Origin of the sequence: Rhodospirillum centenum SW, from assembly GCF_000016185.1 — a bacterium.
Lineage (GTDB): Bacteria > Pseudomonadota > Alphaproteobacteria > Azospirillales > Azospirillaceae > Rhodocista > Rhodocista centena.
In genome coordinates this window covers 2,396,248-2,422,459 of the sequence record NC_011420.2, presented here as the reverse complement: position 1 = coordinate 2,422,459, position 26,212 = coordinate 2,396,248, and the positions used below count along the sequence as shown (strand labels likewise).

The following is a 26,212-nucleotide window of genomic DNA, read 5'->3' as shown; positions in this document are numbered from 1 at the left end:
CGGGCCGGGTCAGGCCCAGGGACCCCGCGGTGTCCCGCCGGAACCGGGGCCGCCGCCGGGGCCGGTGCTCGGGACGCTGCCGCGGCGGCCCGGGGCAGAGGGAGGGGCAGAGGACGGGACCGTCGCGGCGCCGGTCCAGACGCTGCGGGCGCCGGCATCGGCGCTCCAGCCGCCGGAGCCGCGGGACGCACCGCCGCCCGCCGCCATGGCGCGGAGCAGGCGGATGCGCTCCTCCGTCCGCGGGTGGGTGGAGAACAGGCTGTCCACGCTGCGCGCGTGCAGCGGGTTGATGATGAACATGTGCGCCGTGGCGGGGTTGTTCTCCGCCTGCACGTTCACCGTCCGCCCGGCTGCCCGCTGGATGCCCTCCAGCGCGTTCGCCAGCCAGGTCGGGTTGCCGCAGATCTCGGCCCCGATGCGGTCCGCCTCGTACTCGCGGCTGCGGCTGATCGCCATCTGCACCAGCATGGCCGCCATCGGCGCCAGGATCACCATCAGGATGGTGCCGACCGCGCCCAGCGGGTTGTTGCGGTTGTCGCCGCCGCCGAAGAACAGGCCGAAGTTCGCCAGCATGGACAGCGCACCGGCCAGGGTCGCCGTGATCGTCATGATCAGGGTGTCGCGGTTCTTCACATGCGCCAGCTCGTGCGCCATGACCCCGGCGACTTCCTCCGGGGTGAGCTGGTTCAGCAGGCCGGTGGTGGCCGCGACGGCCGCGTTCTCCGGATTGCGGCCGGTGGCGAAGGCGTTCGGCTGCGGATTCTCGATGATGTAGACCTTCGGCATGGGCAGACCCGCGCGGGCCGCCAGATCCCGGATCATGCCGTAGAACTGCGGCGCGCTGCGCTCGTCCACCTGCCGCGCGTTGTACATGCGCAGCACCACCTTGTCCGAATTCCAGTAGGCGAACAGGTTGGTGCCGAGGCCGATCAGCAGGGCGATCATCATGCCGCCCTGCCCGCCGATCATGTAGCCGACCGCCAGGAACAGGCCGGTGAGGCCGGCCAGAAGGATCGCGGTGCGGAAATAGCCGTTCATGGCTTGAAACTTCCTTGGCGAAGGGGCCCCGTCGGCCCCGTCACGCCTAGAGATGGGAACGCGCTGGGAACAGCGTCAAGACTTGGCGGTGCCGTGGGGGCATGCCATATGGGGGGCATGAGCCAGGTGCCCCCCCAGCCGACCACGCCTGCGCCGGCGGCCGAGCCCGCCGCCGCGGTGTCCCCCCCTTCTGCCGACGCCGTTCCCGCCGTGCCCGGGGTGGGGAACCGCCGCCCGGCGCAACCGCCCGGGGAGATCGGCGGCCCCGCCGGTCCCGAACCCACCCGCTACGGCGACTGGGAAAGCAAGGGCCGCTGCTCCGACTTCTGAGGGTGGAGCCTCCCGTCCCTGCACCGTACACTAGTATTTATCGCCTAAGCGCTGCGGTTTCAGAGCTATTTTGCCTGATATTAACGCTGCTTTAGGAATTGGGTCCCCAAAAGGGCTTTGTCGCCGCCCTTGCCCACGCTAGACTGCTGTCCCCGCAACTCCGCCCGTGCGCTGTCCGTGTCCCGTCCGCTCCGCCACCCCCTTGTCCGTCTGCCGATGCTGGCCCTGCTCGCCGCCCTCCTGCCCGCGGGCGCCGTGGCGCGGGGGGAGGGGCTGCCCGGTCCCGTCGCCGCGGAGGTGCTGGAGGTGGTGGACGGCGATACGCTGTCCGTCCGGGTCAAGGTCTGGCTGGATCAGGAACTGCAGACCCGTGTCCGGCTGGATGGCATCGACACGCCGGAGATCCGCGGCAAGTGCGAGCGCGAGAAGGAGATGGCCCGCGCCGCCCATGAGATGCTGCGCCGGCTGGTGCAGCGGGACCGCTCCCGCGTCCTGCTGCGCGACGTGGACTACGACAAGTACGGCGGCCGGGTGCGGGCACGGGTGCTGCTGCCCGACGGTACGGACGTGGCGGAGACCCTGATCGGCGCCGGTTACGCCCGGCCCTATTCCGGTGGCGCCCGTGCCGGCTGGTGCGAGGTGGCACAGCGGCCCTGACCCCGGGGCGAGGGCTGCCGCCGCGACCGCTCGCCGCGGCGGGGGAACATGGTCCGGGGCGGGGCGTTCTTCCGGCATGATGTCCCGACGTCCCTTCCGGCTGCTCACGGCGGTTCTGCTGGTGATGCTGGCCTCCCCGGCCGCAGCGCAGCCCGCCCCGGCTGCCCCCGCCCTGGAACTGCCGGCCCCGGACATGGGCTTCGTGCTGGAGGTTCGCGGCCGGCTGCCCGACGGCGTCGCGGCCGAGGAATTCGGCCGGCGCATCGCGGCGGCGCTGCCGGAGCCGCTTGCCGACCCGCAGCGCAACTTCACCAAATCGTCCGCCTACCGGCCGGAGGCCGACTACCGGCTGGTGATGGTCTTCCATGGCCCCGAGCCGGTGGAGGCCGCGCGGCTGTGCGACGGTGTGGCGGCGACGCCGGACGATCAGGCGCCGCAGGCCCCCCGCTTCGACGATCTGGGGACGACCAACCATGTCACGGCCGCCCTGTGCGAGAGCGGCACGGTGCTGAGCACGGCGGCGGACCGCATCGCCGGCGAACTGCGTCCGGAGCAGGCCAGCTTCCGCTTCCTGGTCGCCGATGTGATCAAGCAGCTCTTCCCCAGCGGCTTCGACACGCTGCCCGGCAGCATCCCCGGTGCGGCCCCGGCCCCGGCAGGGGCACCGCCCGGCTGACCGCGGCCGTCGCCGCCCCCTGAGCGTCGGGTCCCGGGCGTCAGGCCCGGCCCGGCATCCAGTCGGCAGCGGTGAGCGCGATGCCCGCCCGCTCCTCCAGCAGCCGGGCGACGCTGCCCTGCCAGCGGCTGGATTCCGAACCGACATGGCTGAGGCCGTTGCCGTCCGAACTGCCGCGTGCCCAGTGGCGCTTGTTCGGCGGGAAGGGCAGGCACGGCGCCGTCAGGTCGGGACGGGTATAGCTCGCGCGGTGCAGCCGTGGGGCGTCCTCCCCCTCGGCCGGCCAGGCCCGCAGCTTCCCGGCATGGCTCCATTCGCAGAAGACGGTGTCGCGGACGCGCAGCAGCAGCACCGTCTGGTCGCCGTGAAAGCCAGGGCCGACCAGTTCGCCATAGGCGCCCTTCAGATGGTGCAGGGCGGGGGCCGAGCGGCGGACGGTCCGGCCCAGCGCCAGCCAGGCGTCGTCGATGCCGCCGGCCTCCATGCAGGCCGACCAGAAGGCTTCGCGGTAGCGCCAGTCCGGATCGTGGTTCTGTTCCCCGACAAGATCGAAGAAGGCGCCCAGCGCCGCGCGGGACAGCCATGTCTCCATCAGCGCGACGGCATCCTCGCCCGCACGGACCCACTGGCCGGGACGGGTGCGCGGATCGCCGAGCCGGGCCAGGAGGAACTTCTGCACCGCCGCACGGGTCGGCTCCTCCAGCCCGGACCGCCCGGTCAGCCAGGGTGCCATCAGGCTGCGGACGATCTGGCCGCGGCTCTCCGGCTCGTCGAAGCGCAGGCTGTCGCCGGGGGCCAGGAAATCCGCCACCCGGGCGACCCGCTGGGCGCCCGCGGGGCCGGCCAGATGGTCGGGGACCAGGGACAGCACCTCGGCCTGGATCGTCCGCGCATAGCCGGAACTGGCGCGCATCGGATCGTCCAGGCAGGCGCGGCCCAGCAGGGTGTCCACCGGCTCGTCGGTCAGGACGATCCAGCGCGCCAGGGTGCGGGGGCCGTCCGCCGCGTCGAACAGCCGGCACCAGGCGTCCGCGTCCCGCCAGGGCTCCAGCCGGGGCCGGCGGGCCGCCGTGATCAGGCGCCGGATGCCGTTGCCGGCCTCCGCGATCCGGGGCATGTCGTAGGAGAAGTTGCGGATCCACGCCTCGATCAGGGTGCGGCGGGCCCGGTTGCGGCGGTTGCAGACGTCCAGCACGGCTTCCAGCAGGCCGTTCAGCCCGGCCAGCGGGTCCAGGCCGCCCCACATCAGCCAGGGCGCATCGCAGAGGTCCCGCGGCGCCGCCGCCGCCACCCCGCCGGGGCCGCGCGCCGCCTCCAGCAGACGCCGGCGCACCGCGGCCAGCATGTCGTCGCCCGGCGGCGCCGGGGCGGCGTTGGCGCCGGCCAGGGCCGTGACCAGCCGGCCGCTCTCCGGCATATCGGGCAGCATCGCGTAGTGAGGCAACCGGCCAGCCGTCGCCTGCAAGGAGATCAGGGCCTCACGCATGAGGCTCATGGCGTCTTCCCCTGATGATCCTGGCCCTGATGGTCCTGGCCCTGACCTTCCTGGTCCGGGCCGAGAACGTCATGGATGCGACCGCGCAGCCGCTCCAGCTCGTCGGAGGTGCGGGAGGACAGGACGAAGCGGAGGTCGATCCGGCGGTTCCGGCGGTAATCCTCCTCCGTCGTCCCCTGCGCCTCGGGCAGGGGGCGGCGCTCGCCGTAGCCGGAAACGCCCAGAAGCGGCTGGCCGCTCGGGTTGCGCAGCGTCTCCAGCACCGGGCTGGTCTCGCGCAGGCTCTGGAAGACGGCCAGGGCGCGTTCCGTGGACAGCCGGTCGTTCAGCGCCTGCGACTGGGCGGGCGGCACGTTGCGGAACGGCTGGCGGTCCGTATGGCCCTCGACCAGAACGGCTTCCAGTATCGGCATCCTCTCACCCGGGCACGCCACCGACGCACCTTCCGCGAAACAGGGAAGCACGCTTCCCAGGATGTCGGCCATGACCTTGACCGTCCGGTCCGCCTCTTCCCGGTAGACGGCCTTGCCGGTTTCGAACAGCAGGTCGCCCGACAGACGCAGAATACCCGATTCCGGATCGAGGGTCACCCGTACACCCTGCCTGTCCAGGCTCGCCTCCAGGGACTGCAGCATCTGGTTGCGCATGCTCCGGCGACTCTCGATGTCGCGCTCAAGCTGGGCCACCGCCTGGGTCAGCAGCCGGCGCAGTTCCTCGTTCTCCTGCTTCTGCTTCGCCGCCTCTTCCGTCAGGCGGCGGGCCTCGTTCACGACCTCCTCGTAACGGGACAGATCGACGACCTTCTCCTCCGCATTGCGGAAATTCAGGGCGAACACGGTCAGCATCAGCAGGAATATGAACAGGATGCCGATCATGAGGTCGCTGATGGAGGCGAAGTACCCCTCTTCGGTTTCCTCATCCGGGCCGGTGACCATCGCCATGCATCACCTTCCGATCAGCGGTTCTGGTCCGCACTGAAATCTTCGAGCGTCTCTTCCAGTCCCTTGACCAGGGCGGCGATCTGGGTCGCCGCCTTGGCGAGGTTCTGGTCGGTCTGGCTGACGAAGCCGTTGATCTCGCGGGCGAAGCCCTGGAGACCGTCCTGCAACGCGGCGAGCGTCCGGGCGAGATCGCCGTCGATCCCCTCGAACCGCTTCGCCGCTGTCGCCAGACCGTCGGCCAGCCGACCGGCCGCCGAGGTGGCCGCGTCCAGCCGGCCCGACGCCTCGGAGACCTGCTCGATGGCCCGCCCCACGGCCTGCACGACGGTTCCCAGCGACTCCGTCGTGCCCCGGACGGTCTGGCCCGCCGTGCTCAGATTCGTGGAGGCCTGGAGCAGCGGCCCGGCGGCCGCGCCGGCGGCACGCTCGAACTCCACGCTGCGGGTGGCCAGGGCGTTGGCGGCGGCGGCCAGGGCCGCGATCTCGTGCGTCAGGGTGCCGACCTTGTCGCCCAGCAGCCCGCCGGCGCTGCGCATGGCCGTGCCGGCCGTCTCCCCGCCGCGGCCCAGCGCGTCCGCGGCCTCGGTCCCGGCGCGGCCCAGCCGGTCGGCCGCGTCCCGGACCGCCGCGGCGATGGAGCCGCCGGCGTCGCCCAGCCCGTCGCGGAAGGCCGCGGCCCCTTCGGCACCGCTGCTGCGCAGCGCCTCGCCCGCCGTGCCGACGGAGGCCCGCAGCTCGGCCAGCATCGCCTGGATTTCCGCGCGCATGCCTTCGGTGGCGTCGCTGATCCGGGTCACGGCCTTCTCCGCCCCGCGGCCGAGCGCGTCGCCGCCCTCGCTGGCGGAGCGTTCCAGCAGGGTGCCGATCCGGCCCACGCTGCGTTCCAGGGCGGTGCTGGCCTCCGCGACACGGGTGGCGAGCTGGTCGAAGGCGTCGATCCCGGCGGTGCGGCTGCTGGCGGCCAGGGCGCTCAGCTCCGCCGTCATCGCCTCCACCCGCTCGGCAAGGCGGGCGGCGGTCTCCTCCGTCTGCCGGCCCATGCTGCCTTCGACGGCCGCGGCCGTCCGTTCCAGCAGGGTGGCGACGTTGCGGGCCGACTCCTCGAAGCCGGCGGCGGCCGCTTCGATCCGGGCCGCCATCCGCTCCCCGGCCTCCGCGCCGGTGGTCCGGCTCTGCTCGGCGATCCGGCCCAGCGTCTCGGCCAGCCCGCCCATCTGATCGGTGATCCGGGCCAGGGCCGCCTCGGTGCCGGAGCCCAGTCGGTTGGCGACCGTGTCGGCGGACTGGGTCATCCGCACCGCGGCCTCGCCCAGCCCCTGCTGCACCCCTTCCAGCCGGCTGCCCAGCCCGGAGAGGCTGTCCACGACCTGCTGCATGTGCTCGCCCGTGCCGCCGCGCAGCCCCTGGAGGAAGGAGTCGAGCATGGCGGCCATCGCCTGCTCGTTGTGCGAGCCCAGGCCCAGGGCGAGCTGCTGCATGGCCTGGGTCAGCGGACCGACATGCTCGCCCAGCCGCGCGTCGAAGGCACGGTCGAAGGCGCTGCCCAGGCCGGCGGCCAGGTCGGCCGAGACCGCCTGCATCCGGTCGGTCTGCCGTTCCAGGAGATCGTTCGTCTCCCGTTGCAGGTCGGCCGGGGTGATCAGCGGAATGCGGGCCTCCAGGGCGGAGAGGAGACCGGCCAGATCGTCCTCGACGCGCTTGAGCAGGACCTTGGTGGTGATGGCATAGGTGATCGACAGGCCCATGCCGACCAGCGAGGTGACGAACTTGGCCGAGGCCGTGCCCAGCAGCAGGCGCAGCGCCTCGTTCCGGATCTCCGCCGTTCCGGCCACGATCCCGCCGGCCGACCCCAGGGCTGCGGCCAGCCCCAGGAAGGTGAACAGAAGTCCCGCCCCGACCAGCAGGTTCGGCATGGCGGTGTGGTAGCGCAGGTTGACGCCGCCGGGCATCGAATGCAGCAGGCCGACATCGAACCAGGTCTTCGGCCGCACGGTGGTGCGGACCGGCTGTCCGGGCTGGCGTGGCAGCAGCAGGGAGTTGCGGAACTCGCACCAGCGCTCGCCCAGGACCGGATCTTCGGCCAGGGCCGTGTCGATCTCCCCGTACCGCTCTGCGAAGGCGGCCGCGTCGGAGGACTGTCTGACCGTTGCCCGCGCCCCGGACAGGGCCTTGCGGAAGCGGAGCGTGGCGCGGACGAACCGCGTCCCCGACCAGATCGCCCAGGCACACAGTCCGACCAGAACCGAGCCGATCACCCAGTCGTTCGAAACGACCGGCGCAAGGGCTGCAAAGATCGCCTTGAACATCTCCTAGTATTCCATCGCGTGCGGGGGCAGATCGGTTCTGGGGGGACGGTCGGTGCGATCCGGGGCGGGGGCCGGGACCTGCGGCCGGATGCGGTCGCGCCGGTCATTCGTATAGCGGTTCGGGATGGCGGGCAATGTCCGGAAATGCGCGGATGTGGCACGCATCCATGGCGCGGACCGTCCGCGCGGGGGAGGGGCGCGGACCGTCCGCGCGGGGGAGGCGGGCCGGACCGGAATGGCCCCTTCGTGTGGCCGCAGTATGGCAGGCCGGCACGTCCCGGAGTCGCGCTGTGGCGCAACGCAGAAGGGCGGCCCCCGTCGGAGCCGCCCTTCCATCCCGCCGCGTATGCGGGCGCCGCGCCGGTATGCGCCGTGTCAGTGCGGTGCCGCGGCCACCTGCACCCGGATGTCGTAGATCGAGCCCGGCTCGCTGGCCGGTGTCACGTCGATCATGAAGTCGCACTGGCCCGACCTGTTCACCTGCTGCGGCGGCGCGATCAGGGCCGGCGTCTCGCCGCCCGGCGCGAACATGCCGGTCCAGGCCTGGCGGCACTGCTTCTTCGCTTCGGGTTCGACATAGACGATCTCCCAGAAGTGGGTCGTCTCCTTCTCCACCGCCAGGGTCATGCCCGTGCGCAGCGTCGGCGGCTCCGCCCCCTCGGCGGCCTTCTCCGGCCGGCCGGGCAGCTTGCCCGCGAACACCTCGGTCCCGTCCGCCCGGATCACCAGATCCAGCGGCTTGGTCGTCATGTTCTGAAGGGTGTGGATCAGCGCGAAGCTGGTGGGGGTGGAGGGCTGCGGCAGGGTCGGGGGCGGCGGCGCCACCTCCTTCACCGGCTCCGCGGCGGCCTTCTTCTGCGGCTGCTGCTTCTTCTGGGGCTGCTTCTTCTGCTGGGTCTGCTTCTGCGGCTGGGCCTGCTGGGCTTCGGCCGGCAGGGAGACGGCAAGGCCGAGCAGGAGGCTGGTCGCGGCGACAAGGAGGAGGCGCGGAGTCTGCATGTTCACGTTCCCTGGTTTGCTTCTTGCCGGGGTCCGGTGCCGGCCCCCGTTACCGGGTCGGTTCCACCGGGGCCTGCACCCCGGCGGTCCGGCCCGCCCGTTGTTCCGCCGCCACCCTACCGGCTCGCCGGCCGGGGGTCGAGACTTCCTGCGCCGGCTTCGCGCCGGCGAAGGCACATCCGTGCCCCTGCGGACGCGGAAAGGGCGGCCGGATCGCTCCGGCCGCCCTCAGACTGCTGACAAAGGCCTGGCGTGAGCCGGGCCTTTGTGATTCGATTGGTCATGCTGAGGAAACCGACGGCGCAGCAGACTGAAATCGAGATGGTGACGCTCGACGGTCTGGTTCCGCCCGATCACCTGCTTCGCAAGATCGACGCGGTGATCGACTTCTCCTTCATCCATGATCGCGTGTCCGGGCTTTACTGTCCGGACAACGGCCGTCCGGCCCTTGATCCGGTTGTCATGTTCAAGGCGCTGTTCATCGGCTACCTGTTCGGCATCCGCTCCGAACGCCAGCTGGTGCGCGAGATCCAGGTGAACGTGGCGTATCGCTGGTTTCTGGGTCTGCGCCTGACCGATCCGGTGTTCGACGCCTCGACGCTGAGCCAGAACCGGCGCCGGCGTTACCGGGACACCTCCGTGGCGCAGGACATCTTCGACCATGTGGTGGAGCAGGCGATCGGCCACGGGCTGGTGGACGGCACCGTGCTCTACACCGACAGCACCCACCTCAAGGCCAACGCCAACAAGAACCGCTACGACAAGGCGGTGGTCGCCAAGTCGCGGGCGGATTACTGGGACGATCTGGACCGGGCGGTGGAGGCGGACCGCGCCACCCACGGCAAGAAGCCCCTCAAGCCCAAGGACCGGCAGCCGCCCGAGAAGGAGACCAAGATCAGCCGCACCGATCCGGAGAGCGGCTACATGGTGCGCGATGGCAAGCCCACCGGCTTCTTCTACCTTGATCACCGCACCGTGGATGGGCGCCATGGCATCATCACCGACAGCTTCGCCACCCCCGCCAACGTGCACGACAGCATCGTCTATCTCGGCCGGCTCGACCGCCAGCGCGCCCGCTTCGCGCTCGACGTCAAGGCCGTCGGGCTGGACGCCGGCTATGCCACGGCCGGGATCGCAAAGGGGCTGGAGGACCGCGCCATCCTCGGCGTCACCGGCTACAACCGACCGACACCCCCGGCCCCGGGGATGATGCCCAAGAGCGCCTTCACCTACGAGCCCGGGACCGACACCTGGTCATGCCCCGGCGGACAGGCCCTCGCCTACGCCACCACCGACCGCAACGGCTACCGCCACTACAGGAGCGATCCGGCCCTCTGCTTCGCCTGCCCGCTGCTCGCGTCGTGCACCCGCAACCCCAAGGCCGTCCGCACCATCACCCGCCACCTCTGGGCCGACATCCGCGAGCGCACCGACGCCCACCGCAAGACCCCCTGGGGCAAGGCCATCTACAAGCGACGAAAAGAGACGGTCGAACGCTCCTTTGCCGACGCCAAACAGCTCTTCGGGCACCGCTACGCACGCTTCCGCGGCCTCCTCGGCGTCACCTGGCAGTGCCTGCTCGCCGCCGCCGCCCAGAACATCAAGAAAATCGCCCTCGCAATCGCCCCGAAGGCAGCCCTCCGGCCAGCCTGAGACAGAAACCTCCCTGTCTGCCCGATCCACCCAACCAGTTTCGACAGCCGCAATCCCCAAAAATGAAAACCCCGCCGAAAACGACGGGGTTTGTCATCGGTCTGAGGGCGGCCGGATCGCTCCGGCCGCCCTCCCTGAGGGGGTGTCGCCCCTGTCCTTGCCGCGCTGGCGTCAGACGCGGTTCTGCCGGTTCTCCACCAGTTCCGTCACCACGGTCGGATCGGCCAGGGTGGAGGTGTCGCCCAGGGCCTCATGCTCGTTGGCGGCGATCTTGCGCAGGATGCGGCGCATGATCTTGCCCGACCGGGTCTTGGGCAGGCCCGGCGCGAACTGGATCAGGTCCGGGCTGGCGATCGGGCCGATCTCCTTGCGCACCCACTGCACCAGCTCCTTGCGCAGGGGTTCGGTCGGCTCCTCCCCGTCCACCAGGGTGACATAGGCGTAGATGCCCTGGCCCTTGAGGTCGTGCGGGTAGCCGACGACCGCGGCCTCCGCCACCTTGGGGTGGGCGACCAGGGCGCTCTCGATCTCCGCCGTGCCCATGCGGTGGCCGGAGACGTTGATCACGTCGTCCACGCGGCCGGTGATCCAGTAGTAACCGTCGTCGTCGCGGCGGCAGCCGTCGCCGGTGAAGTACTTGCCCGGGAAGGTGCTGAAATAGGTCTGCACAAAGCGTTCATGGTCGCCGAACACGGTGCGCATCTGGCCCGGCCAGCTGTCCGCGATGCAGAGATTGCCCTCCGTCGCGCCCTCCAGGTGGTGGCCCTCATTGTCCACGACCACCGGCCTGACGCCGAAGAAGGGCAGGGTGGCGGAGCCCGGCTTGGTCGGGATGGCGCCCGGCAGCGGCGAGATCAGGATGCCGCCCGTCTCCGTCTGCCACCAGGTGTCCACGATCGGGCAGCGGCCCTCGCCGACCACGGTGTGATACCAGAGCCAGGCTTCCGGGTTGATCGGCTCGCCCACCGAGCCCAGCAGGCGCAGGCTGTTCCGGCTGGTGCGCTTCACCGGCCCCTCGCCCTCGCGCATCAGGGCGCGGATGGCGGTGGGGGCGGTGTAGAAGATGTTGACCTTGTGCTTGTCCACCACCTGCCAGAAGCGGCTGGAGTCCGGGTAGTTCGGGATGCCCTCGAACATCAGGGTGGTGGCGCCGTTCGCCAGCGGGCCGTAGACGATGTAGCTGTGGCCGGTGACCCAGCCCACGTCCGCCGTACACCAGTAGATGTCGCCATCGTGGTAGTCGAAGACGTACTGGTGCGTCATCGAGGCGTAGACCAGATAGCCGCCGCTGGTGTGCAGCACGCCCTTGGGTTTGCCGGTGCTGCCCGAGGTATAGAGGATGAACAGCGGGTCCTCGGCCCCGATCTCCTCCGGCGGGCAGTCGGGCGACACCGCCGACACCTCCTCATGATACCAGAAGTCGCGCCCGTCCTCCCAGGCGACCTGCCCGCCGGTGCGGCGGACGACGATCACGGTGCCGACATCGGGGCAGGACTTCAGGGCCTGGTCCACATTGGCCTTCAGCGGCACCTTGCGGCCGCCGCGCAGGCCCTCGTCCGCGGTCAGCACGATGCGGCTGTCGCAGTCCTGGATGCGGTCCTTCAGGCTGTCCGGGGAGAAGCCGCCGAACACCACCGAATGGATGGCGCCGATGCGGGCGCAGGCCAGCATGGCGAAGGCCGTCTCCGGGATCATCGGCATGTAGATGGTGACCCGGTCGCCCTTCTGGACGCCGTGCTTCTTCAGCACGTTGGCGAGGCGGCAGACATTGGCGTGCAGCTCGGCGTAGCTGATGTGCCGGTGCTCGGCGGGGCTGTCGCCCTCCCAGAGGATGGCGGTCTGGTCGGCCCGGGTGGCGAGATGCCGGTCGATGCAGTTGGCCGAGACGTTCAGCGTGCCGTCATGGAACCAGCGGATGTGGACATCGCCGCTGAAGGAGCAGTCCTTCACCTGGGTATAGGGCCTGATCCAATCGATGCGCTTGCCCTGTTCGGCCCAGAACGCCTCCGGATCGGAGATCGACTGGTCGTACAGGCGTTGATAGCTGGCGGCGTCCACCCAGGCGTCGGAAGCGAACGCCTCGGGCACGGGAAAGATCGAGGTGTCGGTCATGGGCTTGAAATCCCCCCGCTGTCGGTTGTTGCTGTGCGTGCACCGCCGGTCGGCGGCCCGGGGGCGGTCTGCGCCCCCGGCACGGACAGGGTTTCCGGGAACGGCCGCCACCGGCACCTGCCATCCCCCATGATTCGCCCGATTATTCATCGGGTTGATGGAATCCTCAAGGCGCCTGCGGTCCGCTCCGGCCGGATCGGACCGTCCGGATGCATTTCCCTGTCCGGATGCCGTCCCGCCCTTGTGGTCAAGCCGGAGCATCCCGGCCTTGATCCATCTCAACGGTGGAGCGTCGCCCGGGTCACGCGACTTCCGAGCGGTTGTCGTGCGGGCCGGGACGGCCCGTGGCAACAGGTGCCGGCCTTCCCTGATGCGCCCGGGCCGCGTCCGTGGTAATTCTACCGTAAAGGGCAGAGGACGGCCGGGGCCTGAGGGCATGGGGGGCCAGGATCGGGCTCACGGTCGATCAGGCTCACGGTCGATCAGGCTTACGGCCGGGAGAAGAACGGACGGGGGATCGGAATGCAGGGCGCGGGCAGCGGCAGGGCAGGCGGTGGGCAGTCGGGCGGTGGCCCGAGCGATGGCCCGACCGGCGGCGAGCGCCCCGGCGGCCTGCCCCCGCTGGGAAATCCGGCGCACGGCGATCCGCTGACGGGCTCCGCCCTTCTGGAGGGAGCCCCGTCGGCGGAGGTCCCGGCAGACGGCATGCCCCGGAGCCTGCGGGCCGGCAGTATTGCGGATCTGATCCCGCCGGACCGGACCCCGCTGGCCGAGCGGATGGTCCGCATGAGCCAGATCGGCAACCGCACCAATCTGATGGCGATCGACGCCGTGCTGCGGGCGGTGCCGCGCACCCCGCGCGGCTATGCCGACGCGGCGCTGGAGACGGCCGTGATCTCCCGCCGCGTGGCCCGCGCCGCGGGCGACCTTTCGGCCTTCCTCCAGGAAGCCGGGGCGGACGTGGCGCAGCTCTGATGCGGGCGGGGCGGCGTCCGTCGCCGGAAACCGCCCCCCTCAGAGCCCTTCACTTCAACGGATACCGCCTCTCCCGGCAGCCCGCCTCTCCCGGAAACCCGTCTCTCCTGGCAGCCCGTGGCTCAGGCGAACTCGCGCACGTCGGTCAGCCGGCCGGTGAAGGCCGCTGCCGCGGCCATCGCCGGGCTCATCAGGTGGGTGCGCCCGCCGGGGCCCTGGCGCCCTTCGAAATTGCGGTTCGAGGTGCTGGCGCAGCGCTCGCCCGGCTTCAGCTTGTCGTCGTTCATGGCAAGGCACATGGAGCAGCCGGGTTCGCGCCAGTCGAAGCCGGCCTCGGTGAAGATGCGGTGCAGCCCCTCGGCCTCCGCCTGTTCCTTCACCAGACCCGAGCCCGGGACGATCATGGCGTAGACGCTGTCGGAGACGCGCCGGCCGGCCTTCACCGCCCGTTCGGCGATGCTGGCGACGGCCCGCAGATCCTCGATCCGGCTGTTCGTGCAGGAGCCGATGAAGACCTTGTCCACCGTGACCTCGGTCAGCGGCACGCCCGGCGTCAGGCCCATGTAGGACAGCGCGCGTTCGATGGCGCGGCGCTTGTTGGGGTCGTCCACCTCCGCCGGGTCGGGCACGCGGCCGGTGATGGGGGCGACGTCCTGCGGGCTGGTGCCCCAGGTGACCTGCGGCGCGATGTCGGGCGCGTAGAGCACGACCTCGCGGTCGTAGCGGGCGCCCTCGTCGCCGGGCAGGGTGCGCCACCACGCCACCGCCTTGTCCCAGGCCTCCCCCTCCGGGCTGCGCGGGCGGCCCTTCAGGTAGGCGAAGGTGGTCTCGTCCGGCGCGATCAGGCCGGCGCGGGCGCCGCCCTCGATCGTCATGTTGCAGACGGTCATGCGCCCTTCCATGGAGAGCGAGCGTACCGCCTCGCCGGCGAATTCGATGACATGGCCGGTGCCGCCGGCGGTGCCGATCCGCCCGATGATGGCCAGCACCATGTCCTTGGCGGTGACGCCCACCGGCAGGCTGCCGTCCACCCGCACCAGCATGTTCTTCGACGGCTTCATCAGCAGCGTCTGGGTCGCCAGCACATGCTCCACGTCGGAGGTGCCGATGCCGAAGGCCAGCGCGCCGAAGGCGCCGTGGGTGGAGGTGTGGCTGTCGCCGCAGACGATGGTCATGCCCGGGCGGGTGACGCCCTGCTCCGGCCCGACGACATGCACGATGCCCTGGCGGATGTCCGCCATGTCGAAATACTCGACCCCGAACTCGGCGGCGTTGATGCCGAGCTGCTCCACCTGCAGGCGGCTCTCCTCGTTGCGGATGCCCTGCAGCCGGTCGGCGCTGGTCGGCACGTTGTGGTCGGCCACGGCCAGCGTGCGGCGCGGCTGGCGCACCGGGCGGCCGGCCATGCGCAGCCCCTCGAACGCCTGCGGCGAGGTCACCTCATGCACGAGATGAAGGTCGATGTAGAGCACACAGGTCCCGTCCTCCTGGCGGTGGACGACATGGCTGTCCCAGATCTTGTCGTAGAGGGTGCGGGGACCGGACATGGATGATGCGCCTTCGCTGCTGTTCCAGGCGGGATTCTGCGCCAGGGGCGAATCCCGTTCCAAGTGAAAAGTAATGGCGGCTGTTTGCGCCATTTTCTTTCAAGGGGCCGGAGCATAGCGGCAGCCGCGCGGACCGACAAGCCCGTTGCCAGGCCGTTGCCGCGGGGCCTCCTGGCCCCGCGCGCATGGCTCCCCGGCGTGGGGCGTCGGTGTCAGGAGGGCGGGTGGCAGGAGGGTGGGCGTCAGAGCCGGCGGACGGCCGTGATGCCCTTGTCGCCCGCGCGCGCCAGCACGGCGGCCAGCGACTCCCGCACCCCCTCCATGTGGAAGGCGTTGGCGTGGATCAGGTCGTCCGCGTCCGCCATGATGCCGACATGGCCGGGGAAGAAGACCAGATCGCCCCGGCGGAAGGCATGGCCGTGCCCGTCCGCGGAGACCAGGGCGCCGACGGACGCCGCCTGCAGGTCGCTGTCGCGCGGGCAGGGCAGGCCGGCCGTGGCGAGGGCGAGCTGCACCAGGGCGGAGCAGTCCAGCCCCAGGCTGGTGCGCCCGCCCCAGAGATAGGGCGTGCCGAGGAAGCGCAGCGCGGTGTCCACCGGGTCCGCCGGCGGGGCCGACAGAGGGGAGGCATGGCCGGCGAAGATCCAGCCGCCGGTCGCCAGCTCCAGCCAGCCGCCCTGCTGCCCCCCGCCGGACTGGCCCGTCACGCTCAACTGCGAGCCCAGGCTCAGCAGGTCCAGCGGCGGGGTCTTCAGGTCCGGCTCGGGGTAGACATAGCTGCGCAGGGCCGTGACCGTGTGGGTCGGCGTCCGCACCTCCGCGTCCAGGGCCTCCAGCCGCAGATAGCCGACATAGCCGTCCGTGCCGTTCTGGCCCCAGACCCAGCCGTCGCGCTCCTCATAGACGGTGAAGACCTCCCCGAACAGGAGCTGGCTGGACTGCCGCGCGTCGAAGTCCGGAGTCTCCGTCAGGGCGGCGAAGCCGGTGCGGATCTGGCAGGGCACGCCCTCCACGAAGCGCTCGGCCGTGACCCGCCCCTTCAGGTGGGCGGCGGCCAGATCGGGGCGCCAGGGATGGATGCGGGGGTCCGGGGAAACGGCCGGGGGGGTATCGGTCATGCGGTCAGGATCGCGGGTTCCGGAGGGGGAGCCGCCGACGGCGCGGCGGCTGAAGGGGCGGGATCGGTGATCTCCACCGCGGCGGCCTGTCCGGCCGCCGTGGTTGCGGGCGCGGCCTGTCCGGCCGCCGTGGTTTCGGACGCGGCCTGTCCGGCCGCCGGGGTTTCAGACGCGGCCTGTCCGGCCGCCGGGGTTTCAGACGCGGCCTGTCCGGCCGCCGGGGTTTCAGACGCGGCCTGTCCGGCCGCGGCCACGAGCTGGCCGAACTCCGTCAGGAAGACGCTGCCCTTGACGGTGCGCTGCACCAGCACGTTCCGCCGGTCGTCCTGGTCGCGCTTGCGCTTCACATAGCCCAGCCGCCCCAGCCGGTCCAGCGCCCGCGTCACCGACGGCTTGGAGATGTTCAGGGTGGCGGCCAGCCCGCGCACCGTGTGCGGCGGCGGGGTCAGATAGACCGTCAGCAACAGCGCGAGCTGGCGGGCCGACAGATCGGGTCCCGCCTTGCGCACACTCGCCACCAGCGCGCCGCGCCAGAGCTGCAGCGCCTCCAGGTTCCGCGACATGGAGCACCCCCGATCCGCCACCGCCCCGCCGGGCCGGAACGCATCGGAGTGTGCCCAAAGTCGCCGCCAGCGGCAAGCGCCGACGGCCCGCCCGTCCTGGAGGCGCGGACTGCTCAGGCCGTGCCGAAGCGCCGTTCGATCAGGGCGTAGACGGCGCGCAGGGTCATCGCCTCGCCCCCCTCCGGCCGGCCCGGGCGGGTCGTGGGGTTCCAGGCGTAGAGGTCGATGTGCGCCCACGGCGTCTCGGGCGCGACAAACCGCTCCAGGAACAGTGCCGCCGTGATGGCGCCGGCGAAACCGCCGGACGGCGCGTTGTTCAGGTCGGCGATCCTGCTGTCCAGCATCCTGCGGTAGCCGGGCCAGAGCGGCAGCCGCCACAGCGGGTCGTCGGTCTCGCGTCCGGTCGCCAGCAGGTCCTCCGCCAGCGCGTCGTCGTTGCTGAACAGGGCCGGCAGCTCCGGGCCCAGCGCCACGCGCGCGGCCCCGGTCAGGGTGGCGAAGTCGATCAGCAGGGCCGGCCTGTCGCTGTCCGCCTCGGCCAGCGCGTCGCACAGGATCAGGCGGCCCTCGGCGTCGGTGTTGCCGATCTCCACCGTCAGGCCCTTGCGCGTGGGCAGGATGTCCATCGGCCGGAAGGAGTTGCCGGAGACGGCGTTCTCCACCGCCGGCACCAGCACCCGCAGCCGCACCGGCAGCCCCGCCATCATGATCATGCGGGCCACGCCCAGGGCGTGGGCGGCGCCGCCCATGTCCTTCTTCATCAGCAGCATGTTGGCGGAACCCTTGATGTCCAGCCCGCCGCTGTCGAAGCAGACGCCCTTGCCGACAAGGCAGACCAGCGGGTGCTCCTTGTTGCCCCAGCGCAGGTCGATCAGCCGCGGCGCCTTGGCCGCGGCGCGGCCGACGGCATGGACCATCGGATAGTTCTTCTCCAGCAGGTCGTCGCCGGCGATCACCTTCAGCTTGGCGCCGAACTCGTCGGCCAGCTTCTCCGCCGCCTGCGCCAGTTCGGGCGGCCCCATGTCCTCGGCCGGGGTGTTGACCAGATCGCGCACCAGGGCGGTGGCGCTGACCACCCGTTCCACCGCATGGCGGTCGGCGCCGGCGGGCATGACCAGATGGGCGAAGTCCTTCGTGGACTTGCGGTAGCGGGTGAACTGGTAGCAACCCAGGGCCCAGCCGATGGCCGCGGCCGTCGCCTCGCGCCCGTCCAGCCGGTCGGGCAGGGTGTAGCTGCCCTTGGGCAGGCTGCCCGGCAGACCGGCAAGGCTCCACAGGTCCAGCCGGTCGGGCACGCCGACCAGCACCCGGGCCAGCCGCCCGCCCTCGCCCGGGATCAGGGCGACCGCGCCCGGTTCGGCGGTGAAGCCGGTGCCACGGACCCAGGCGGCGGCGGCCGGCTCGGCGCCGTCCAGCCAGGCGGACAGCTCCGCCTTGCGGATCAGCTCCAGGGGAACGGTGTCGTCGGTGGGTTTGGCGCGCAGATGGTGCAGCACGGGGGGACCTCTTGCGGACAGGCGGAAGGACCGGGCGGCGGCCGCCCGGCTGGCCGGCAGGATGCGCTGTCCGTCGTGCGGCTGTAAAGCCGTCGCCGCCGGCCGGGCAGGACAGGGCAGCGGCGGCGACCGGCGGGTTTGACGTGCGGGGACGGACGGGCCTAGATGGGGGGTCCGGAAGCGGCGGAGGCATCCCTATGGACAAGTTCACCCTGGTGATCGGCAACAAGGCCTATTCCTCGTGGTCGCTGCGGCCCTGGCTGGCGCTGCGCCATGTCGGCGCGTCCTTCGAGGAGGAGGTGATCCCCCTCCGGACCGAGGGCACCAAGGCGGCCATCCTGGCGCACAATCCGGCCGGCAAGGTGCCCGTGCTGAAGCACGGCGCCCTGACGGTCTGGGACAGTCTGGCGATCTGCGAGTATCTGGCGGAGCTGTTTCCCGCGGCCGGCCTCTGGCCCGAGGACCCGGCGGCGCGGGCGGTGGCGCGGTCCGTCTCGGCGGAGATGCATTCCGGTTTCCTTGACCTGCGCCGCAACCTGTTCATGGACCTCAAGCAGCGCCGCCACGACCCGGTCCGGCGCAGTGCGGCGGCGGACGACATCGCCCGCGTGACGGCGCTCTGGAGCGACTGCCGCGCCCGCTTCGGGGCCGGGGGACCCTTCCTGTTCGGCCGGTTCAGCATCGCCGACTGCATGTACGCCCCGGTCTGCACCCGGTTCGTGACCTGGAACGTGGCGATGGATGCCGGCGCGCGCGCCTATGTGGAGGCGATCTACGCGCTGCCGGCCATGCGCGACTGGGTGGCCGCGGCCGAGGCCGAGGCCTGGGTGGTCGATTTCGACGCGAAGTAAGGGACCCGTCCCCGGCGGGACATGCCCTCAGCGGGACGTTCCCTCAGCGGGGTGTCCCGCTCCGGCCGGCCGGAGCGGGCGGGGCGGCCGGTTTCGTGCGCGGAACCGGGCTCGCGCCCGCCGACCCGGCATCCCGGCCCGCCGTACCGGGCACGATCGCCGCGGAATCCCCGGCCATGCCGACCTCGCGGTAGAACCGCTCGGCGCCCGGATGCAGCGGCACCGCCAGCCCCTTCAGCGCGGTCTCCAGCCGGATGCTGCTGCCGCGCGGATGCCCGGTGAGCAGCAGGTCCCGTGTCCGCTCGTTCCAGAGGGCGCGGGTGATGCCGTAGACGAGCTCCTCGGAGATGCGGTTGTGCACCAGCCACTGCGCCCCCACCCCCAGGGTGGGGGTCGGCGGCACGCCGGCATAGGCGCCGTCCTCGATCACCGCGCCCGTGTAGAAGGGCAGCCGGCGGGCGATCCGCGACAGGTGCGTCTCGTCGAAGGACAGCAGCCCGATCGCCACCCGGCCGGCGAGATCGGCCACCGCCGGCAGCGGGAAGCCGCCGACGATGAAGAAGCCGTCCGCCTCGCCCGAGGCGATGCGGTCGCTGGCCGCGCCGGGGCTGAGATAGAGCGGCGTCACCGACTTTTCCGACAGCCCGTAGGCGGCCAGCAGGATGCGCGCCGTCACCAGCGTGCCCGACCCCTTCTCCCCCAGCACCAGCCGCTTGCCCTTCAGGTCCGCGACGGTGCGGATGCCGCTGTCGGCGCGCACGACCAGATGGATCGTCTCGGTGTAGAGGTTGGCGATGGAGCGCAGTTCCGTCAGGGGCTTGCGCCCCTCGAACGCACCTTCCCCGCGGAAGGCGGCATAGGCGATGTCCGCCTGCACGAGGCCCGATTCCAGCCGGCCTTCGCGGATGCCCTCCACATTCTCCACGGCGCCGGAGGTGGACTGCGCCACCACGATCAGGCCGGGCACCCCGCAACTGCCGCCGCGCTCGCACGGCAGCGAACCGGGCGGGTTGCTGATGGCGTTGGCCAGGATGCCGCCGATCAGGAAATAGGTGCCGCCGGTCGTGCCGGTGCCGATCTGGAAGAAGCGCAGCCCTGGCGCGTTCGCCGTCTGCGCGCGCAGCGGAAACGGCAGGCAGGCGACCGCCAGACCGACGCCGGACAGGCCGATGCCGGAGCGCAACAGGGCACGACGCCCGATCAGGACAGGGGACTGGGTCACGGCGGGCACGCTCGATCGCTCCTGGTGCCTGCTTCCTTATGTGAGCCGGGGAAAGCGGGGGCGCAATGGCCGCTCTCGGGAATGTCTCCAGCGCACCGGGGGGAAGCGGGACACGTGCACCTGTTTGAACAGCTCTGTGGCGGAAATGTCGCGCGTCCGGACCCGGCCGGCTGTGCGCGGGGTCACATGACGTCCAGCAGCATCAGCAGCCCCGCCAGCGCGATCATCCCGCCGGCGGCGCGCACCGCGGTGGCGGAGAGGTTCTGCGCCAGCAGGCCGTGCAGCCCGACGCCGGCGCTGCCCACCAGGACGAAACCGCAGCCCGTCCCCAGCCAGAAGGGCAGGGGCGAACTGGGCGCCCCGACCCAGGCCGACAGGCCCATGCCGTGCGCCGCCCCGGCCACCGCCGCCAGCAGCAGCGTGAGCGCCAGCGGCAGCGCCACGGCGAAGGCCGTGAGCAGGCCGAAGACCAGCAGCGACGCCTCCAGCACCAGCCCGCCATAGGGCAGCCGCACCCCGGACTGGTGCAGCAGGCCGAAGACCAGCGCCGCCACCAGCGCCACCGCCGGTCCCTGGCCGGACGCCTGCCCGCCCTGGTCGGCGGCCCAGAGGCCCAGCGCCAGCAGGCCCAGGAGATGCACCGTCAGCACCACCGGCGCCGTCAGCCCCGTCCCGAAGGCGCCGCCCGACAGGCTGGCGGCAGCCTGGGCCGGCAGCGCCACGGCAAGGACGGAGAGAGCGGTCAGAACGGCAAGGGCGGGGCGGCGGGGCATGGCTTTTCCGGGCAGAGCGGGATGCGGACGGGTGATCCCACCCTATCCGCCGGCGGTTATGCCGCGGTCAATGCCCGAGGCTGCCGGCAGTGCCGGTTGCCAGCACCCGGTTGCCAGCACCCGGTTGGCAGCGGCAGGCGCCGCCGCTATCGTCCTGCCCGTGCGGCCGCAGCGGCGGCGCCTGCCAGGGAGACGGACGACGATGGGCGAGACGGTGACGGCCCCCGCCAGCGGCAATCTCTACCACCTGTTCGAGAGCCGGTTTCCGGCCGACCGGACACGGCGGTTCCTGACCCTGGAGGACGGGCCGCGCCAGGGCGTCTACTACACCTATGCCGACATCGACGCGGTTTCGGCCCGCTTCGCCAACGTGCTGGTGGCGATGGGCGTGAAGCCCGGCGACCGCGTCGCCGTGCAGGTGGAGAAGAGTGCCGAGAACGTCATGCTGTTCCTGGCCGTGCTGCGGGCGGGCGCGGTCTACCTGCCGCTGAACACGGCCTACCGGCGCGGCGAGATCGCCTATTTCCTGGAGGATGCCGGCCCCGCCCTGGTCGTCTGCCGCCCGGAGGACGAGGCGGAGATGCGGGAGCTGGCCGCCGCCGCCGGCGTGCCGCAGGTGGCGACCCTGGGTGTGGCGGCGGACGGCAGTCTGGCCGAGGCCGGGCTGGAGCAGCCGACGACCTTCGCCACCGTGCCGCGGGAGAAGGACGACCTCGCCGCCATCCTCTACACCTCCGGCACGACGGGGCGGTCCAAGGGTGCGATGATGACGCACTGGAACCTCGGTTCCAATCTGCTGACCCTGCACGACTGCTGGGGCTTCCGGCCGGACGACGTGCTGCTGCACGCGCTGCCGGTCTTCCACACGCACGGCCTGTTCGTCGGGCTGGGAACGGTGCTGCTGGCCGGCGGCAGCCTGCTGTTCCTGTCCCGCTTCGACGCGGACGCCGTGCTGCGGCTGCTGCCCGCCGCCACGCTGATGATGGGCGTCCCGACCTTCTACACGCGGCTGCTGGCGCATCCGGCGTTCGGCCGCGCCCAGGCGGCGACCATGCGTCTGTTCATCTCCGGGTCCGCCCCGCTGCTGGCCGACACGCACCGGGCGTTCCAGGAGCGCACCGGCCACGCGATCCTGGAACGCTACGGCATGACCGAGGCGTGCATGATCACCTCCAACCCGCTGGAGGGGGACCGCATCCCCGGCACCGTCGGCTTCCCGCTGCCCGGTGTCGAGCTGCGCGTCGTCGGCGAGGACGGGGCCGTGCTGGGGCCGGAGGAGACCGGCGTGATCGAGATCCGTGGCCCCAACCTGTTCAAGGGCTACTGGAACAGGCCGGACAAGACGGCGGAGGAGATGCGCCCCGACGGCTTCTTCATCACCGGCGACGTCGGCAAGGTGGATGCCCGCGGCTATGTCCACATCGTCGGCCGTGCCAAGGACCTGATCATCTCCGGCGGCTTCAACGTCTACCCCAAGGAGGTGGAGACGGTGCTGGACGCCCTGCCCGGCGTCGTGGAAAGCGCCGTCTTCGGCCTGCCGCACCCCGATCTGGGGGAGGCGGTGGCCGCCGTGGTGCAGAAGCACCCCGGTCAGGACGGGCTGACCGAAGCCGCGGTGATCGCCGCCGTGAAGGCGGAACTGGCCGGCTTCAAGGTGCCCAAGCGGGTCTGGTTCGTGCCGGAGCTGCCGCGCAACACCATGGGCAAGGTGCAGAAGGCGCTGCTGCGCGACACCCACCGCAGCACCTTCGCGCCGCCTACTCCTGGCTCGCCCGCCGGAGCATGACGCGGTAGAGGTCGCAGCGCAGCAGCGCCGGCGCATCGCTCAGCAGCTTCAGCGGACGCGACCGGCCCGCCTCGGTCGGGCGCTGGTCCATCACCACGACGAAGCCGGCGACGCTGCCGTCGGCCCCCTGGAGGGGCAGGCAGAGCCGGTCGCTGTCCAGCAGGCGGACGCCGTCGGTGCCGAAGGAGACCGAGGCCAGCACCGGCCGCCGCAGGATCTCCACCGTGCGCAGCGTCCGTTCGACCTGGGCGTAGGTGGCGGGCGGGTACAGCTCGTCCAGCCGGTGGCCGGCGAGTTCGGCGCCGGCCTGCATGGCCGCGACCGTGCCCAGGAACAGGCCGCGGACCCGGCCCTCGGCATCGAAGCCGCCCAGCAGGGCGGCGTGGGGCAGGACCGAGGGCGGAAGCTGCCGCGGATCGAAGCCGTCGAAGCCGGGCAGGCCGCCCGTCTCCGGCTTCAGCCGGCGCCAGAACGCCAGCGCCGCCGACAGCAGGCCGCCGGGAAGGGTGTCCGACCCCAGAACCGGCAGGTTCCAGGCCGTCTCCAGGCTGCCGCCACCGTTGCCGCCGCCGTCGTGTTCAGGAAGCATCCGCGCACAATCCGTCCATCTGGAAAGCCCGCTGCATCTGGTCTAAACCATTCCCCGTCGCAAGGGGCGGGAGACCGCGCCGTCCGTATGGCAGGCATGATCCGTCATTGCCGGCGGCGTCCGCCCCCTGCGACCCGGGAACAGTCTATCCTGCCCGGTCGGGAGCGGCTAAGAAGGGCCGCCGCAGCAACCGGTGCCACGAGGCCAGCCCAATGATCCTGTACGGAGCCGCCCTCTCCCCCTATGTCGCCCGCGTGCTCTGCGCCGTCCGCCGCAAGGGGCTGGACGTGCGGCAGGCTGAACCGCCCGGCGGCAACATGAAGTCGCCGGAGTATCTGGCGCTGAACCCCTACGGCAAGATCCCGACCCTGGTGGGCGAGGACGGGCCGGTCTTCGAGTCCGAGGTGATCTGCGAGTATCTGGAGGAGAAATACCCCCAGCCGCCGCTGCTGCCGGCCGATCCGGCCGGCCGCGCCCGCAGCCGCACCGTCAGCCGGGCGGTGGACCTCTACGTGCTGCCGGGCCTGCTGGGCCTGCTGGGCCAGCTCAACCCCACGACCCGCGACAGCGCCGTGGTCGAGGAGAAGCTGGCGGAGCTGCGCCGCGGCCTGGACGGGCTGGAGAAGCTCCTGAAGGGTCCCTACGCCCTGGGGCCGGAGCTGACCCTGGCCGACTGCGCGCTGGTCCCGGCCCTGTTCTACCTGGACCGCTTCATGCCGGCCTTCGGCAAATTCGACGCCCTGGCCGACCACCCCACCCTGCGCACGGTGTGGACGACCCTGCGGGCCGAGCCGATGGTGGCCTCCCTGCTGGCCGACATGGCCGCCTCGCTGGACGATTTCCTGCGCCGCCGCGCCGCCAACGCCAGTTGACCCCCGGGGCGTCCGCGACCCCGCGGCGCCCCCAAGACCGGCCGGCGCCGCGGTGCCGGCCCGACCGTGAAGAAACACGCTCAACCCGGACGGACGAACCACAGATGACGAAGCGATTGACTGCGGGGGCGATCATCGCCCTGGCCGTTGGAGCCTTCAGCAGCTCCGCCATGGCCGACGAGGGCATGTGGACCCTGGACAACGTGCCGGCCGAGGCCATCCAGAAGTCCACCGGCTTGAAGCCGGATGCCAAGTGGCTGGAGAAGGTGCGCCTCTCGTCCGTCCGGCTGGCCGGCGGCTGCTCGGGCAGCTTCGTCTCCCCCGAAGGCCTGGTGATGACCAACCATCACTGCGTCTCCGACTGCGTGGCCGAGCTGTCCACGCCGGAGAACGACCTGATGGCGAAGGGCTTCCTGGCCGGCACCCGGGCCGAGGAGCGGCGTTGCGCCGGCATCGAGGTCAACCAGCTGACCGAGATCACCGACGTGACCGACAAGGTGGCGAAGGCGACCGAGGGCAAGACCGGCAAGGAGTTCGCCGATGCCCGCCGCGCCGTCTTCGCGGAGATCGAGCGGGGCTGCTCCGGCGGCGACGCCAATGTCCGCTGCGACGTGGTCACGCTCTACCAGGGCGGCCGCTACAATCTCTACAAGTACAACCGCTACCAGGATGTCCGTCTGGCCTTCGCGCCGGAATTCGGCATCGCGGCCTTCGGCGGCGACCCGGACAACTTCAACTTCCCGCGCTACTGCCTGGACATGTCCTTGCTGCGCGTCTACGGCGCGGACGGCAAGCCGATCTCCAGCCCCAACTATTTCCCCTGGTCCAAGGCCGGCGCCAAGCCGGACGAGGCGACCTTCGTCACCGGCCATCCGGGCTCGACCAGCCGCCTGAACACGACCGACCAGCTCGCCTATCTGCGCGACGTGTTCGCCCCGGCGACGCTGATGTACCTCTCCGAGCTGCGCGGCCGTCTGATCGAGTTCGGCCGCCGCGGCGAGGAGGAGCACCGTCTCGCGCTGGAGGAACTGACCGGCATCGAGAACAGCCTGAAGGTCTGGCGCGGCCGGCAGCAGGCCCTGGTGGACGCGCAGTTCTTCGGCGACAAGGTTGCCGCCGAGACGGAGCTGCGGGCCCGCATCAAGGCCGATCCGAAGCTGGCGGCCCAGGTCGGCGACGCCTATGAGCAGATCGCCAAGGCGATGCAGCGCCAGCGTGCGCTGGCCCCGCGCTACCTGATGCTGGAGCGCGGCCGCGCCTTCGACAGCAGCCTGTTCTCCTTCGCCCGTCTGCTGGTCCGCTCCGCCGAGGAGGCCGGCAAGCCGAACGATCAGCGCCTGCGCGAGTTCAGCGAGGCCCGGCTGCCGGCGCTGAAGCAGCGCCTGTCCAACCCGGCGCCGGTCCACGAGTCGCTGGAGATCACCACGCTCGCCTTCTCGCTCAGCAAGCTGCGCGAGGAGTTCGGTCCCGACAACGCCCTGGTGCAGAAGGTGCTGGGCAAGAAGTCGCCCGAGCAGGTGGCCGAGGATCTGGTGAAGACCAGCAAGCTGGGCGACCCGAAGGTCCGCCTGACCCTGTTCGAGGGCGGCAAGGAAGCCGTGGCGGCATCGGATGATCCGATGATCGCCCTGGCGAAGCTGGTGGATGCGGACGCCCGCGCCGCCCGCAAGGCCGTGGAGGAGGAGATCGAGGCCCCGGTCGAGGCGGCCCAGGCCCGCATCGCCAAGGCCCGTTTCGCGCTCCTCGGCGACAGCGTCTACCCCGACGCCACCTTCACGCTGCGCCTGTCCTACGGCCATGTGAAGGGCTGGACGGAGGAGGACGGCACCCAGGTGGAGCCGTTCACCACCTTCGCCGGCCTCTACAACCGTGACACCGGGGCGGTGCCGTTCGACCTGCCGGAGAGCTGGGAGAAGGCGAAGGGCGTCATCGGCATGTCGGTGCCGTTCAACGGCGTCAGCACGAACGACATCATCGGCGGCAATTCCGGGTCCCCGATCCTGAACTCCCGCGCCGAAGCGATCGGTCTGGTGTTCGACGGCAACATCCACTCCCTGGCCGGCGACTACGGCTACGACATGCGGCGCAACCGCACCGTCTTCGTGGACATCCGCGGCATGGCCGAGGCCCTGCGCAAGGTCTACAAGGCGGACCATCTGGTGAAGGAGCTGGGCCTCTGACGGCCTGTTCCTGATCCCCAGTCCGAGGCGAGG

22 protein-coding genes are annotated in these 26,212 nt (G+C 71.3%); 9 read left to right on the top strand and 13 right to left on the bottom strand.

Going from position 1 to position 26,212, the window contains the following annotated elements; translation table 11 throughout:
• Positions 1-9: 9 nt before the first annotated feature.
• Positions 10-1,038 carry a zinc metalloprotease HtpX gene (htpX, locus tag RC1_RS11245; protein ID WP_012567517.1) on the bottom strand — a complete coding sequence of 343 codons (1,029 nt, stop codon included), beginning with the start codon at positions 1,036-1,038 and terminating at the stop codon, positions 10-12.
• 117 nt (positions 1,039-1,155) lie between these two features.
• On the opposite strand from htpX, the gene RC1_RS20800 reads away from it, so the two are divergent.
• The 3 genes from RC1_RS20800 to RC1_RS11235 all read left to right on the top strand — a co-directional run bounded on the left by RC1_RS20800 (position 1,156) and on the right by RC1_RS11235 (position 2,701).
• On the top strand, positions 1,156-1,368 hold the full coding sequence (locus RC1_RS20800; protein WP_083759435.1) for a DUF1674 domain-containing protein: 213 nt from the start codon (positions 1,156-1,158) through the stop codon (positions 1,366-1,368).
• Between the two features lie 177 nt (positions 1,369-1,545).
• Positions 1,546-2,025 (top strand): thermonuclease family protein, encoded by a 480-nt coding sequence (locus tag RC1_RS11240; protein ID WP_012567515.1) that lies wholly within the window; start codon positions 1,546-1,548, stop codon positions 2,023-2,025.
• Between the two features lie 76 nt (positions 2,026-2,101).
• Positions 2,102-2,701: a hypothetical protein gene (locus RC1_RS11235; RefSeq protein ID WP_012567514.1), complete on the top strand. Its 600-nt coding sequence runs from the start codon at positions 2,102-2,104 to the stop codon at positions 2,699-2,701.
• Between the two features lie 40 nt (positions 2,702-2,741).
• On the opposite strand, the gene RC1_RS11230 is transcribed toward RC1_RS11235, so the two are convergent.
• From RC1_RS11230 to RC1_RS11215, 4 genes are all read right to left on the bottom strand, one after another.
• Entirely contained in the window at positions 2,742-4,196 is a 1,455-nt protein-coding gene (locus RC1_RS11230) for an EH signature domain-containing protein (protein WP_012567513.1), read from the bottom strand.
• Complete coding sequence (locus RC1_RS20150) at positions 4,193-5,137, bottom strand: OmpA family protein (protein WP_012567512.1); 945 nt, start codon at positions 5,135-5,137, stop codon at positions 4,193-4,195. Before RC1_RS20150 ends, RC1_RS11230 begins: the two co-directional genes overlap by 4 nt.
• A gap of 14 nt (positions 5,138-5,151) precedes the next feature.
• The gene (locus tag RC1_RS11220; RefSeq protein WP_012567511.1) at positions 5,152-7,443 is read right to left on the bottom strand and encodes a hypothetical protein; all 2,292 of its coding nucleotides are present in this window, start codon (positions 7,441-7,443) and stop codon (positions 5,152-5,154) included.
• A gap of 375 nt (positions 7,444-7,818) precedes the next feature.
• Positions 7,819-8,442 carry a hypothetical protein gene (locus RC1_RS11215; RefSeq protein ID WP_012567509.1) on the bottom strand — a complete coding sequence of 208 codons (624 nt, stop codon included), beginning with the start codon at positions 8,440-8,442 and terminating at the stop codon, positions 7,819-7,821.
• A 282-nt stretch (positions 8,443-8,724) separates the two neighbouring features.
• Between RC1_RS11215 and RC1_RS11205 the strand changes: the two genes are divergently transcribed.
• Positions 8,725-10,095 (top strand): IS1182-like element ISRce2 family transposase, encoded by a 1,371-nt coding sequence (locus RC1_RS11205; protein ID WP_012566799.1) that lies wholly within the window; start codon positions 8,725-8,727, stop codon positions 10,093-10,095.
• Positions 10,096-10,266: 171 nt separating this feature from the next.
• Here the strand turns inward: RC1_RS11205 and acs are convergent, their stop codons facing one another.
• Positions 10,267-12,207 carry an acetate--CoA ligase gene (acs, locus tag RC1_RS11200; protein ID WP_012567507.1) on the bottom strand — a complete coding sequence of 647 codons (1,941 nt, stop codon included), beginning with the start codon at positions 12,205-12,207 and terminating at the stop codon, positions 10,267-10,269.
• A 705-nt stretch (positions 12,208-12,912) separates the two neighbouring features.
• Between acs and RC1_RS21460 the strand changes: the two genes are divergently transcribed.
• Positions 12,913-13,182 carry a hypothetical protein gene (locus RC1_RS21460; protein WP_148213436.1) on the top strand — a complete coding sequence of 90 codons (270 nt, stop codon included), beginning with the start codon at positions 12,913-12,915 and terminating at the stop codon, positions 13,180-13,182.
• A gap of 122 nt (positions 13,183-13,304) precedes the next feature.
• On the opposite strand, the gene leuC is transcribed toward RC1_RS21460, so the two are convergent.
• The 4 genes from leuC to RC1_RS11175 all read right to left on the bottom strand — a co-directional run bounded on the left by leuC (position 13,305) and on the right by RC1_RS11175 (position 17,906).
• Complete coding sequence (gene leuC / locus RC1_RS11190; protein ID WP_012567505.1) at positions 13,305-14,729, bottom strand: 3-isopropylmalate dehydratase large subunit; 1,425 nt, start codon at positions 14,727-14,729, stop codon at positions 13,305-13,307.
• Between the two features lie 242 nt (positions 14,730-14,971).
• Positions 14,972-15,847, bottom strand: a complete 876-nt coding sequence (locus RC1_RS11185; protein ID WP_012567504.1) for a C40 family peptidase — start codon at positions 15,845-15,847, stop codon at positions 14,972-14,974.
• A complete protein-coding gene (locus RC1_RS22635) occupies positions 15,844-16,410 on the bottom strand; it encodes a MarR family transcriptional regulator (RefSeq protein WP_012567503.1) in 567 nt (188 codons plus the stop codon). Before RC1_RS22635 ends, RC1_RS11185 begins: the two co-directional genes overlap by 4 nt.
• Before the next feature lie 113 nt (positions 16,411-16,523).
• Entirely contained in the window at positions 16,524-17,906 is a 1,383-nt protein-coding gene (locus RC1_RS11175) for a leucyl aminopeptidase family protein (protein WP_012567502.1), read from the bottom strand.
• A 197-nt stretch (positions 17,907-18,103) separates the two neighbouring features.
• Here RC1_RS11175 and RC1_RS11170 point away from each other — a divergent pair, with 197 nt between their 5' ends.
• Positions 18,104-18,757, top strand: a complete 654-nt coding sequence (locus RC1_RS11170; RefSeq protein ID WP_012567501.1) for a glutathione S-transferase family protein — start codon at positions 18,104-18,106, stop codon at positions 18,755-18,757.
• Positions 18,758-18,800: 43 nt separating this feature from the next.
• On the opposite strand, the gene RC1_RS11165 is transcribed toward RC1_RS11170, so the two are convergent.
• Both RC1_RS11165 and RC1_RS11160 read right to left on the bottom strand, forming a co-directional pair.
• On the bottom strand, positions 18,801-19,988 hold the full coding sequence (locus RC1_RS11165) for a TAXI family TRAP transporter solute-binding subunit (protein WP_012567500.1): 1,188 nt from the start codon (positions 19,986-19,988) through the stop codon (positions 18,801-18,803).
• A gap of 173 nt (positions 19,989-20,161) precedes the next feature.
• On the bottom strand, positions 20,162-20,752 hold the full coding sequence (locus tag RC1_RS11160) for a HupE/UreJ family protein (RefSeq protein ID WP_012567499.1): 591 nt from the start codon (positions 20,750-20,752) through the stop codon (positions 20,162-20,164).
• A 202-nt stretch (positions 20,753-20,954) separates the two neighbouring features.
• Between RC1_RS11160 and RC1_RS11155 the strand changes: the two genes are divergently transcribed.
• Entirely contained in the window at positions 20,955-22,538 is a 1,584-nt protein-coding gene (locus RC1_RS11155; protein ID WP_012567498.1) for a malonate--CoA ligase, read from the top strand.
• Here the strand turns inward: RC1_RS11155 and RC1_RS11150 are convergent.
• A complete protein-coding gene (locus RC1_RS11150) occupies positions 22,510-23,127 on the bottom strand; it encodes a PAS domain-containing protein (RefSeq protein ID WP_012567497.1) in 618 nt (205 codons plus the stop codon). The two genes, RC1_RS11155 and RC1_RS11150, sit on opposite strands and share 29 nt — an antisense overlap.
• A gap of 212 nt (positions 23,128-23,339) precedes the next feature.
• Between RC1_RS11150 and RC1_RS20145 the strand changes: the two genes are divergently transcribed.
• Positions 23,340-23,999, top strand: coding sequence for a glutathione S-transferase family protein (locus RC1_RS20145; protein ID WP_012567496.1), 660 nt, complete (start codon positions 23,340-23,342; stop codon positions 23,997-23,999).
• 104 nt (positions 24,000-24,103) lie between these two features.
• Positions 24,104-26,179, top strand: a complete 2,076-nt coding sequence (locus tag RC1_RS11140) for a S46 family peptidase (protein WP_012567495.1) — start codon at positions 24,104-24,106, stop codon at positions 26,177-26,179.
• The last annotated feature ends 33 nt before the right edge of the window (positions 26,180-26,212 follow it).